Origin of the sequence: Vallitalea longa, assembly GCF_027923465.1 — a bacterium.
Classification (GTDB): domain Bacteria; phylum Bacillota; class Clostridia; order Lachnospirales; family Vallitaleaceae; genus Vallitalea; species Vallitalea longa.
Genome location: NZ_BRLB01000014.1, coordinates 16,516 through 28,798 on the forward strand (window position 1 = coordinate 16,516; position 12,283 = coordinate 28,798).

General features: G+C 33.2%; 10 protein-coding genes. All 10 read left to right on the forward strand.

The window, feature by feature from the left end; all coding sequences use genetic code 11:
* Nucleotides 1-84 precede the first annotated feature (84 nt).
* The 10 genes from ilvN (at nucleotide 85) to serC (ending at nucleotide 12,278) form a co-directional block, all read left to right on the forward strand.
* Entirely contained in the window at nucleotides 85-588 is a 504-nt protein-coding gene (gene ilvN / locus QMG30_RS18095; protein ID WP_281817801.1) for an acetolactate synthase small subunit, read from the forward strand.
* Between the two features lie 136 nt (nucleotides 589-724).
* Nucleotides 725-1,711: a ketol-acid reductoisomerase gene (gene ilvC / locus QMG30_RS18100; protein WP_281817803.1), complete on the forward strand. Its 987-nt coding sequence runs from the start codon at nucleotides 725-727 to the stop codon at nucleotides 1,709-1,711.
* A 179-nt stretch (nucleotides 1,712-1,890) separates the two neighbouring features.
* Nucleotides 1,891-3,483 (forward strand): citramalate synthase, encoded by a 1,593-nt coding sequence (gene cimA / locus QMG30_RS18105; protein WP_281817804.1) that lies wholly within the window; start codon nucleotides 1,891-1,893, stop codon nucleotides 3,481-3,483.
* Nucleotides 3,484-3,573: 90 nt separating this feature from the next.
* Nucleotides 3,574-4,833, forward strand: a complete 1,260-nt coding sequence (gene leuC, locus QMG30_RS18110; RefSeq protein WP_281817807.1) for a 3-isopropylmalate dehydratase large subunit — start codon at nucleotides 3,574-3,576, stop codon at nucleotides 4,831-4,833.
* A gap of 74 nt (nucleotides 4,834-4,907) precedes the next feature.
* Nucleotides 4,908-5,390 carry a 3-isopropylmalate dehydratase small subunit gene (gene leuD / locus QMG30_RS18115; RefSeq protein ID WP_281817809.1) on the forward strand — a complete coding sequence of 161 codons (483 nt, stop codon included), beginning with the start codon at nucleotides 4,908-4,910 and terminating at the stop codon, nucleotides 5,388-5,390.
* A gap of 123 nt (nucleotides 5,391-5,513) precedes the next feature.
* Nucleotides 5,514-6,575, forward strand: coding sequence for a 3-isopropylmalate dehydrogenase (gene leuB / locus QMG30_RS18120; RefSeq protein WP_281817811.1), 1,062 nt, complete (start codon nucleotides 5,514-5,516; stop codon nucleotides 6,573-6,575).
* Nucleotides 6,576-6,594: 19 nt separating this feature from the next.
* On the forward strand, nucleotides 6,595-8,253 hold the full coding sequence (ilvD, locus tag QMG30_RS18125; protein ID WP_281817812.1) for a dihydroxy-acid dehydratase: 1,659 nt from the start codon (nucleotides 6,595-6,597) through the stop codon (nucleotides 8,251-8,253).
* Nucleotides 8,254-8,376: 123 nt separating this feature from the next.
* Nucleotides 8,377-10,038, forward strand: coding sequence for a biosynthetic-type acetolactate synthase large subunit (ilvB, locus tag QMG30_RS18130; RefSeq protein ID WP_281817814.1), 1,662 nt, complete (start codon nucleotides 8,377-8,379; stop codon nucleotides 10,036-10,038).
* 25 nt (nucleotides 10,039-10,063) lie between these two features.
* Nucleotides 10,064-10,612 (forward strand): GNAT family N-acetyltransferase, encoded by a 549-nt coding sequence (locus QMG30_RS18135; protein WP_281817817.1) that lies wholly within the window; start codon nucleotides 10,064-10,066, stop codon nucleotides 10,610-10,612.
* A gap of 583 nt (nucleotides 10,613-11,195) precedes the next feature.
* Nucleotides 11,196-12,278, forward strand: coding sequence for a 3-phosphoserine/phosphohydroxythreonine transaminase (gene serC, locus QMG30_RS18140; RefSeq protein WP_281817820.1), 1,083 nt, complete (start codon nucleotides 11,196-11,198; stop codon nucleotides 12,276-12,278).
* Nucleotides 12,279-12,283: the final 5 nt, after the last annotated feature.

The window sequence follows — 12,283 nt, forward strand, 5'->3', positions numbered from 1 at the left end:
ATTTGATTATTTAGCACAATAACTTAATAAACCAACAAACTAATTATTTGGTTGATTTAGTAGACATTGGAAGGAGGAATATTTATGAATAGACACGTATTATCAGTTTTAGTTACTAACCATTCTGGGGTCCTGAGTCGAGTCGCTGGATTGTTTAGCAGAAGAGGATACAATATTGACAGTTTGTCTGTTGGAGTAACTGAAAACCCTGAGTTTTCCAGAATGACGATTGTAGCTAGAGGAAATGACTTGATTATAGAGCAGATAACAAAACAGCTAAATAAATTAGTTGATGTTTATAATATAATAGAGCTGAAACCAGGAAATTCCGTATATAGAGAATTAGCTTTGGTAAAAATATCAGCAGAAGATAAAAACAGAGCAGCTATCATTGAAATAGCTGGAATATTTAGAGCTAACATAATAGATGTTTCAAGTGAAACACTTACTGTTGAAATAACAGGAGACCAGAATAAAGTAGAAGCATTTCTTAATCTAGTAGAACCTTATGGAGTTAAAGAAATTGCTAGAACTGGACTTACTGCACTTGGACGTGGTAGCAAAGAAATAAAACAATACATTGATTAGCTAAGGTAAAGGCTAAAATATCATTTATTATATATTGACAGATGTCCCAATAGAACATATGTATTAGATATAAGTTAAGTTATATTTTAACCATCCCTAACTCAAATATAAGAAGAAAAAATAGGAGGAAATTAAAATGGCAAAAATGTTTTATGAAAACGATTGTAACTTATCATTATTAGAAGGAAAGACTGTAGCAGTTATTGGATATGGAAGTCAAGGTCATGCACATGCACTTAATCTTCATGAGTCAGGTGTGGATGTAGTAGTTGGTTTATATGAAGGAAGCAAATCATGGAAAAAAGCTGAAGAAGCTGGTCTAAAAGTAGCAGTAGCAGCAGAAGCAACTAAACAAGCAGATGTAATCATGATTTTGGTTAACGATGAAAAACAAAGTCAATTATATAAAGAAAGCATAGAACCTAATTTAGAAGCTGGAAACTCTTTAGTATTTGCTCATGGTTTCAATATTCATTATGGACAAATCGTTCCTCCAGCAGATGTTAATGTTTTCATGGTTGCTCCAAAAGGACCAGGACATACAGTTAGAAGTCAATACTTAGAAGGTAAAGGAGTTCCTTGTTTGATAGCAGTATATCAAGATGCTAATGGTGCCAAAGATCTATCACTTGCATATGCAGCTGGTATCGGTGGAGCAAGAGCAGGTATTCTTGAAACAACTTTCAAAGAAGAAACTGAAACAGATTTATTCGGAGAACAAGCAGTACTTTGTGGTGGAGTATCAGAACTTATCAAAGTTGGATTCGAAACACTTGTTGAAGCTGGTTACCAACCAGAAAGTGCATATTTCGAATGCTGCCATGAAATGAAACTTATCGTTGATTTAATTAATCAAGGTGGTTTATCATATATGAGATATTCAATTAGTGATACTGCTGAATATGGAGATTATGAAGTAGGTAAGAGAATTATTACAGACGAGACTAAGAAAGAAATGAAAAAAGTACTTGGAGAAATTCAAGATGGTACATTCGCAAGAAATTGGATTTTAGAAAATAAAGCTAATCGCCCAGCATTTTTAGCAACAAGAAGAATGCAGGCTGATCATCAAATTGAAAAAGTTGGAAAAGAACTTAGAAAAATGATGAGCTGGATGAAATAAGTAATAAAAACTTATATGGTCGGTTTATTAACCGACCTTTTTATTAAAAAAAATCAGTGTAGAATTGTACAAAACTAACAATAAATACCGAAAAAAGTTTGATGAAAATGTTGAAATGTACTAAGATGATTTATTTGAAATATGCATTAAGTTGTCTATTATATAGGAGGGAATATCAGTTGGAAAAAAATATAAAAATCTACGATTCTACCCTTAGAGATGGTGCTCAAGCTGAGGGAATATCGTTTTCAGTAGAGGATAAATTGAAAATTGTAAAAGCTCTTGACGAACTTGGTGTTTCCTACATTGAAGCAGGCAACCCCGGTTCAAACCCTAAGGATTTGGAATTTTTTAAACGTGTCAAAGAAATTGCATTAAATAACACTAAATTAACTGCTTTTGGAAGTACAAGACGAAGAAATATAAAAGTCCAAGATGATGCTAATGTAAAATCACTACTTCTAGCTGACTCACCAGTGGTTGCTATTTTCGGTAAGAGCTGGGATTTTCATGTAAAAGATATCATAAATACTACATTAGAAGAAAATCTTAACATGATTAAGGATACGGTAGCATTCTTCAAAGAAAAAGGAAAAGAAGTCGTGTATGATGCTGAACATTTCTTTGATGGTTATAAAGCCAATCAAAAGTATGCTATGAAAACATTAGAAGCAGCTGTTGATGGTGGAGCGGACAGTATAGTTCTCTGTGATACTAATGGCGGTTGTATGCCTAATGAAATATACGAAATCACTAAATCAGTTGTAGATACTTGTAAAAAAGAAGTAGGAATTCATTGCCATAATGACTGTGGTATGGCTGTTGCTAATACTGTAATGGCAGTACTGGCAGGAGCAAAGCAGGTTCAAGGAACTTATATTGGTTTTGGAGAAAGATGTGGTAATGCTAATCTATCAACTGTAATTGCTAATCTACAGATAAAAAAAGATTATCATTGCATTAGCAAAGAAAAATTAGAATTATTGACAGGGGTAGCCAGAAAAGTAGCTGAAATAGCTAATGTTTCCTTAGATGCTAAAGAACCTTATGTAGGTAGAGCAGCTTTCACTCACAAAGGTGGTATGCATATTGACGGTGTCAACAAATCATCTAAGTCTTTTGAACACATTAATCCTGAGATTGTTGGAAATGAAAGAAGATTCCTAATGTCAGAGGTAGCAGGAAGAAGTACTATACTTAAAAAAATACAGAAGGTTGCTCCTGACGTCAAAAAGGATTCACCTGAAACAATGCTGATTATGGATAGACTAAAAGAGTTGGAACATGAAGGTTATCAATTTGAAGGTGCAGAAAGTACATTTGAATTAATTATAAGAAAAAATCTAGGCAAATACAAACCATTTTTTATATTGGAAAATTTCAAAACAATCGGTGAAAAACCTAATGAAACAGGCAAATTAACTGCTTTTGCAATGGTAAAAGTTAATGTGGATGATAAGATAAAAATGGTAGCTGCTGAAGGTGATGGACCAGTAAATGCATTAGATAAAGCTCTTAGACAAGCTTTAGAAATGTTTTATCCAGAGCTTAAAAAAGTTCATCTAACAGATTATAAAGTTAGAGTACTTGATACAAAAGAAGCTACTGCCGCAAAAGTTAGAGTTCTTATCACTTCTACAGATGGTGTACATCAATGGTCTACAGTTGGTGTTTCAACAGACATTATTAATGCAAGTTTAATAGCTCTTATAGATTCGATAGAAGTCAAATTACTGAGAGAGCTTACCAATAAAATGAAAGCTTATATATAAAAATAATTAATAAAGAGTTATAACATAGGAACATTAAACAAATAATAATTAGAACAGAATTAGTTTAGATATTAAAAGGAGGACACATATATGGGAATGACAATGACTCAAAAGATATTAGCTGCTCATGCCGGATTAAAAGAAGTAAAGGCAGGGCAATTAATTGAGGCTGATCTTGATTTAGTACTTGGAAATGATATAACAACACCAGTTGCGATAAATGAATTTAAAAAAATAGGAGTAAATAAGGTTTTTGATAAAAGTAAAGTCGCTATAGTACCTGACCATTTTACACCTAATAAAGATATAAAAGCAGCTGAACAATGTAAATGTGTAAGAGAATTCGCTCTTGATAAAGAAGTGGAGAATTATTTTGAAGTTGGAGAAATGGGAATTGAACATGCTCTTATCCCTGAAAAAGGATTAGTTGTTCCAGGAAACGTTGTAATCGGTGCAGATTCACATACATGTACTTACGGAGCATTAGGAGCTTTCTCTACTGGAATCGGAAGTACTGATATGGCTGCAGGAATGGCTACAGGAAAATGTTGGTTCAAAGTTCCTTCAGCATTGAAATTTAATTTGACTGGTAAACCAGCCAAATGGGTAAGTGGAAAAGATGTTATCCTACACATCATCGGTCTAATCGGTGTAGATGGTGCATTATACAAATCAATGGAATTCGTTGGAGATGGGCTTAATTATCTTTCAATGGACGATAGATTTACTATGGCTAACATGGCTATAGAAGCAGGAGGAAAGAACGGAATCTTCCCAGTGGACGAAAAAACATTAGAATATGTAAAAGACCATTCAACTAAAGAACATACAGTATATGTAGCAGATGAAGATGCTGAATATGATGCTGTTTATGAAATAAAATTGGATGAACTTAGACCTACAGTAGCTTTTCCTCATCTTCCAGATAATACACGTACAATTGATGAAGTTGGAGATGTGAAGATCGACCAAGTTGTCATTGGATCATGTACTAATGGTAGAATTGAAGACCTACGAGCTGCGGCAAGCCTTTTGAAAGGTAGAAAAGTTAAAAAGGGAGTTAGAACTATTGTATTTCCAGCTACACAAACAATATACCTTCAAGCAATGGAAGAAGGATTACTCAGAACATTCATAGAAGCTGGAGCTATAGTTAGTACTCCAACTTGTGGACCATGTCTTGGTGGTCATATGGGTATTCTTGCAAAAGGTGAAAGAGCAGTGGCTACAACTAACAGAAACTTCGTTGGTAGAATGGGTCATGTTGAATCAGAAGTATATCTTGCGAGTCCTGTTGTAGCGGCAGCATCAGCTGTATTAGGAAAAATTGCAGGACCAGAAGATTTATAAATATATGTAATTAAATAAAATCTATTATGTGAATAGTAAAGAGTGTAATAATAAAAATTCGTAGAGGTGATTAGATGAAGGCTAGAGGTAAAGTTTTTAAATACGGCGATAATGTAGATACAGATGTAATAATTCCTGCAAGATATCTAAATACAACTGAGCCAAAAGAATTAGCGGCGCATTGTATGGAAGATATTGATGGAGATTTTGTTAAGAATGTTAAAGAAGGCGACATAATGGTTGCTAACAAGAATTTCGGATGCGGTTCTTCAAGAGAGCATGCTCCTATATCTATTAAAGCGGCAGGAATATCTTGTGTAATAGCTAGCACTTTCGCAAGAATATTCTATAGAAATGCTATTAATATCGGACTTCCTATTCTTGAATGTGATGAGGCTGTTAAAGGAATTGAAGCAGGAGACGAAGTTGAGGTTGATTTTGATACAGGTGTTATAACTAATGTAACCAAGGATAAAACTTATCAAGGTGAAGCATTCCCAGAATTTATGCAAAAAATAATTAAAGCTGATGGGTTAATTAATTATATTAAGAAGTAGAGGGTCAGGGTAAAGTGAGTAATTTTATGTAAGTGATATTTAATTTATGTAATTGATAGAGACAATATATTTCAGAATTATTATATAGATAGACATTTTATATGAAAGGAATGGAAACTTAAGATGAATTTTAATATAGCAGTTATTCCTGGAGACGGGATCGGACCAGATATTGTTGAACAAGGTAAATTAGTTCTTGATAAAGTAGGAGAGAAATTCGGACATAGTTTTGAATATAAAGAAGTATTAGCAGGTGGAGTGGCTATAGATAATGTAGGAGAACCTTTGCCACAAGATACTATAGATGTATGTAAGAAAAGTGATTCCGTACTTTTAGGTGCAGTAGGTGGACCTAAGTGGGATAATCTTTCAGGAGATGAAAGACCAGAAAAAGCATTATTAGGACTTAGAAGTGAATTAGAGTTATTCGCTAATATTAGACCAGCGACTATGTTTAAACAATTAAGAGACGCATGTCCATTAAAAGATGAAATAATTGGTGATGGAGGACTTGATCTTGTTGTTGTTAGAGAATTGACAGGTGGTATCTACTTTGGTAAAAGAGGTAGAGAAGGAGAACAAGCCTATGACACTATGATGTATAGTGTTGATGAAATAAAGAGAATAGCAAAAGTTGGATTTGATACTGCTATGAAACGTAACAAAAAAGTTACTAGCATTGATAAAGCTAACATATTAGAGAATTCAAGATTATGGAGATCAGTTGTTGAAGAGATGGCAAAAGATTATCCAGAGGTTGAAGTTAATCATTTATATGTAGATAACGGTTCTATGCAGTTGGTCATCAATCCTAAGCAGTTTGACGTTATCCTTACAGGAAACATGTTCGGAGATATTTTATCTGATGAAGCTAGTATGATTACAGGTTCTATCGGAATGCTTCCATCAGCAAGTCTAGGAAGTTCTAAACTTGGTATGTATGAACCTATTCATGGTTCAGCACCAGATATTGCAGGAATGGACAAAGCCAATCCAATAGCTACAATTCTATCTGTAGCAATGATGCTTAGATATTCTTTTGATTTAGAAAACGAAGCGAAATCTATAGAAAAAGCTGTTGAAGAAGTATTAGAAGACGGATATCGTACTGGTGATATCATGAGTAAAGGTATGAAATTAGTTGGAACAAAAGAAATGGGTAGTTTGATAGTAAATAAATTATAAGAAGATAGGGTGATATTTTATGAGAAGCGATAGTGTAAAAACTGGTATAGAAAGAGCCCCTCATCGATCTTTATTTAAAGCAATGGGATATACAGATGAAGAGATAAGGAGACCCTTAATAGGTATAGTTAATTCACAGAATGATATAGTTCCAGGTCATATACATCTAGATACTATAGTTGATGCAGCAAAAACAGGAGTATTAATGTCCGGTGGTACACCTATTGTTTTCCCTGCAATCGGAGTATGTGATGGTATAGCAATGGGACATGTAGGAATGCATTATTCTCTTGTAACAAGAGAGTTGATTGCAGATTCAATAGAAGCAATGACCATGGCACATGGATTTGATGCGCTTGTTATGGTTCCTAACTGTGATAAGATTGTTCCCGGTATGTTAATGGCAGCTGCTAGACTTAATATTCCAACTGTGGTAGTAAGTGGTGGTGCCATGATGTCAATAAATAAAAAAGGAAAAGACCTTGACCTTAATAGTGTTTTTGAAGCAGTAGGTTCATTCAAAGCAGGTTCAATGAGCGAAGACGAAGTATATGAATGTGAAAATAATGCATGTCCTAGTTGTGGTTCTTGTTCAGGTATGTTTACTGCCAACAGTATGAATTGTTTAACAGAAGTATTAGGACTTGGACTTCCTGGTAATGGAACTATACCAGCAACGTATGCTGAAAGAATAAGATTAGCAAAACTTGCTGGAATGGCAGTCATGAACTTATTGGAAAAAGATATCAAACCAAGAGATATCATGAATGAAAAAGCATTTTATAATGCATTGACAGTTGATATGGCTCTAGGATGCAGTACGAATAGTATGTTGCATCTGCCTGCTATAGCTCATGAAGCGGAAGTAGAACTTAATCTTGATATAGCTAATGAAATAAGCAGTAAAACTCCTAACTTATGTAAGTTAAGTCCAGCAGGACCTTATCATATACAAGACTTGTATAATGCTGGTGGTGTTCAGGCTGTAATGAAAGAATTGTCTAAGAAGAATCTATTAAATACAGATTTATTGACAGCTACTGGTAAAACAGTAGGTGAAAACATAGAAAAAGCTGTTAACAGAGATAATAATGTTATAAGACCTATAGATAATCCACACAGTACAACTGGTGGTATTGCAGTATTAAAAGGTAATATTGCTCCAGACGGTTGTGTTGTGAAGAGATCGGCAGTAGCTAAACAAATGTTACAGCATGAAGGTCCAGCAAGAGTGTTTGATTCTGAGGATGAAGCTATAAAAGCTATCTATGATGGACAAATCAATAAAGGTGATGTTGTAGTTATTCGTTATGAAGGACCAAAGGGTGGACCTGGTATGAGAGAAATGCTTTCACCAACTTCTGCTTTAGCGGGTATGGGACTTGATAAAGAAGTAGCACTCATTACTGATGGAAGATTCAGCGGAGCAACTAGAGGAGCGGCTATTGGTCATGTATCACCTGAAGCAGCTGACGGTGGTAATATAGGACTTGTAAAAGATAAAGATATAATAGAAATTGATATAGAAAAAGGTTTAATTAACCTTAAAGTATCTGATGAAGAGTTAGAATCAAGAAGAAAAGCTTTCGTACCGAAAGAACCAAAGATCAAAAAAGGTTACTTAGCTAGATATGCTAAATTAGTAAAATCAGCTAGTACAGGAGCAATATTAGAATAATAACCAACTCAAACCTATAACTCTTTATTTACCTGAATTAAATAAAGGGTGAGAAGTTGAGAATAATAAAATAGAAATCATAAATAAAAGATTTACATGAAGATGTAAGAAGGAGATGATAGAGTGAAATTAACAGGAGCGCAGATTGTAATTGAATGTTTAAAAGAGCAAAATGTTGATACAGTATTTGGATATCCAGGTGGTGCTGTTCTGAATATATATGATGAAATATATAAAAATATGGATAGTATTAAGCATATTCTTACATCTCATGAACAAGGTGCATCTCATGCAGCTGATGGCTATGCAAGATCAACTGGTAAAGTTGGAGTTGTTGTAGCTACTTCTGGACCAGGTGCAACTAATTTAGTTACAGGAATAGCTACTGCTTACATGGATTCCGTACCAATGGTTGCTATTACAGGTAATGTTCCTGTCTCTTTATTAGGAAGAGATAGTTTTCAAGAAGTTGATATAACTGGAGTGACAATGCCTATTACGAAACATAATTATATTGTAAAAGATGTAAAAGATTTGGCTGATATCATAAGAGAAGCTTTTTATACAGCTAAAGAAGGTCGTCCAGGTCCAGTTCTTATTGATATACCGAAAGATGTAACAGCGAATATGTGGGAATATGAAAAGAAAGAACCTAAGAAAGTAGGAAGATGTTCCAAAGATATTACAACTGAATCTATTGAAAAAGCTTTAGAGTTAATTAATAATTCTCAAAAGCCATATATTTATGCTGGTGGAGGAGTTATAATTTCAGAAGCCTCTAAAGAATTAGAAGAATTCGCTAATAAAGTTCAAGCACCTGTTACATGTAGTTTGATGGGAATAGGGGGATTTCCAACAACAGATAAACTATATACAGGCATGATTGGAATGCATGGTTCAAAAGCCAGTAATCTAGGTGTAACATCTTGTGATCTACTTATAGTAGTTGGAGCTAGGTTTAGTGATAGAGTAATTGGAAAACCTGATAAATTTGCCAATGGAGCTAGGGTACTTCAGATAGATGTTGATCCAGCAGAAGTTAATAAGAATATATTGACTCATCATTCTGTAATAGGTGATATCAAGAAAGTATTACAAAAATTAAATGATAATCTAGAGAATCAAAATCATACTGTTTGGCTTAATGAAATAAAGTATTTGAAAGAAAAATATCCACTAAAATATCCTGAAGGTTGTCTTAGTGCTCAATATGCAATTGAAAAATTAGATGAAATCACTAATGGTCAAGCAATTATCACAACAGAAGTAGGTCAGCATCAGATGTGGGCTGGACAATACTATAAGTTTTCAGAACCTAGAAAGTTCTTAACTTCTGGTGGTCTTGGAACTATGGGTTACGGATTTGGAGCTTGTATCGGAGCTAAAGTAGGTAATCCTGATAAGATAGTTGTAAATATTGCAGGTGATGGAAGTTTTCGCATGAATTTCAATGAACTACTAACGGCTGTTAGACACAATATTAAAATAATCGTCTTAGTCATCAATAATGGAGTTCTTGGTATGGTTAGACAATGGCAGACATTATTCTATGGAGAAAGATATTCATTCACTACTCTAAATCAAGATTTGGACTATGTTAAGTTAGCGGAATCTATGGGAGCTGTAGGATATGATATTACGGATAAAGATCAGGTAGAAGATGTTTTCAGAAAAGCTATTGATGAAACAAAACCTGTAATCATTAATTGTGTTATTGATAAAGATGACAAAGTTTTTCCTATGGTTGCACCAGGAAAACCTATTGAAGATGTAATTGTTGAATAATAGCATTTTAAATGGGGGAAATTTTATGGAAGTATATAACGAGAATGTCTTGAAAGATGGTCAGAAACTTATTATACGTAATGTATCAGAAGATGATGCTCAAGGTTTAATTGACTTACTAAAGACAGTTGATGATGAAACAAAATTCTTGGCACGTGAGCCCGGTGAATTTTGTTTCACATTGGAGCAAGAAAAAGAATTTATTAAGGGTATGATGAATGCTGATAATAATATATTGTTTATTGGGGAAATAGACGGTACAATCGTAGCCAATTGCTCAGTAGGGATTGTTACAAATAATAAAAGATATCTTCATAGAGCTGCAATGGGTATTTCCGTTAGAAAAAAATATTGGAGCAAGGGTATTGGTAGATTACTGATGAATGAATGTATCAATTGGTGTAAAGAAAAAGGTGTTGAACAACTGGAGCTAGAAGTTGTTACTGAAAATAGCAGAGCTATTTCAATGTATGAAAAATTTGGTTTTGAGAAATATGGAACTAAAAAACATGCATTAAAATACAGTGATGGAACTTATGCCGACGAATACTATATGATTTTATTTCTAGAGTAGTATATTAATGAAGTTACAGATTAAACTTTTCTAATATAGACAGTATTACTGTTGGTTTAGAAAAGTTTTTTGCTTTTTAGAGTTAGGGTTATCGCATGAGAAATATTTCATAAAATAACAAATAGTACAAGATAGTCGTAGGCAAATGGATATTAACGATATTAGAAAAGTAAAAGTCAAAAAATGTGTTAGCCGTTTTTTAAGAGCTGATAAATATTTAACAAATATTAAAAAATATGTTATAGTTATAATATTGCAGAAAAATAATTATTATATAATAAGAAATTTACTATAATACCATAAATTTTTAGCTTTGTGAAGGTATTTTTTCTTGACTAGTTAAGCTTTTTATAATATATTATATTTAGTGCATTAACATATTAAACTATAAAATATTAGATTTATGAGTTTATCATTTTTTTAACAAACAATTAACATTATTTAATGAATATATTATATCATTATAAATGAAATAGTTTGAATATTTTGTTTGAAGACAGACAATGATGTTTGTCTTGCAAAGACAATGAAATAAATAGTTGAATATGTTACATATAAAAATTTCGATTTGGAGTGATAAAAAATGAACAGAGTTTTCAATTTTTCAGCAGGACCATCTATGCTTCCTTTAGAAGTGCTTGAAAAAGCTTCTAAAGAAATGACTAATTATGATAATACGGGAATGTCAGTTATGGAGATGAGTCATAGATCCCCAGCATATCAAAACATCATAGATACAGCAGAGAAGACATTTAGGGAAATCATGAATATACCAGATAATTATAAAGTGCTATTTCTACAAGGCGGAGCTTCAACACAATTTGCTATGATACCACTTAATCTATTCAACGGTACCAAAAAAGCAGATTATGTCAATACAGGTGCTTGGTCTAAGAAGGCTATAGCAGAAGCTAAAAAATATGGTGAAGTTAATGTTGTAGCTTCATCAGAAGACAAAACTTTTACATATATTCCAAAACTTGATAAAGATAGCTTTACAAAAGATGCAGATTATTTTCATATAACATCCAACAATACAATTTATGGAACCAAATTCAATGAATTACCTGATACTGGAGATGTACCTATCGTAGCTGATATGTCATCAAATATATTATCTGAAGAAGTTGACGTAAGCAAATATGGAGTTATTTATGCTGGTGCACAGAAAAATATGGGACCAGCTGGTGTTACAGTTGTTATTATTAGAGAAGATCTAATTGGTGATAGCATGGACATTACACCTACAATGCTTCAATATAAAACACATTCAGATAAAGGTTCCATGTTTAACACACCTCCAACCTACAGTATATATGTAGCTGGAATGGTTTTCGAGTGGGTTAAAAATATAGGTGGAATCAAAGCTATCCAAAAAAGAAATGAAGAGAAATCAAAATTAATCTATGATTATCTTGATAGTAGTGAATTATTCAAAGGAACAGTAGTAAAAGAAGATCGTTCATTAATGAACATTCCATTTGTTTTACCTACAGATGAACTTAATGCTAAATTCATAAAAGAAGCAGCAGAACAAGGTATGGTTAACTTAAAAGGCCATAGAACTGTTGGTGGTATGAGAGCTAGTATTTACAATGCAATGCCTGTTGAAGGTGTTAAGAAATTAGTTGAGTTTATGAAAAAATTTGAAGATGATAATAAATAAATTTT

Excerpts from the sequence above, each read along its gene's own strand:
- leuB (WP_281817811.1), top strand. The coding sequence starts at position 5,514 with ATGAATTTTAATATAGCAGTTATTCCTGGAGACGGGATCGGACCAGAT.
- QMG30_RS18135 (WP_281817817.1), top strand. The coding sequence starts at position 10,064 with ATGGAAGTATATAACGAGAATGTCTTGAAAGATGGTCAGAAACTTATT.
- ilvD (WP_281817812.1), top strand. The coding sequence starts at position 6,595 with ATGAGAAGCGATAGTGTAAAAACTGGTATAGAAAGAGCCCCTCATCGA.
- leuD (WP_281817809.1), top strand. The coding sequence starts at position 4,908 with ATGAAGGCTAGAGGTAAAGTTTTTAAATACGGCGATAATGTAGATACA.
- ilvN (WP_281817801.1), top strand. The coding sequence starts at position 85 with ATGAATAGACACGTATTATCAGTTTTAGTTACTAACCATTCTGGGGTC.
- leuC (WP_281817807.1), top strand. The coding sequence starts at position 3,574 with ATGGGAATGACAATGACTCAAAAGATATTAGCTGCTCATGCCGGATTA.
- serC (WP_281817820.1), top strand. The coding sequence starts at position 11,196 with ATGAACAGAGTTTTCAATTTTTCAGCAGGACCATCTATGCTTCCTTTA.
- ilvC (WP_281817803.1), top strand. The coding sequence starts at position 725 with ATGGCAAAAATGTTTTATGAAAACGATTGTAACTTATCATTATTAGAA.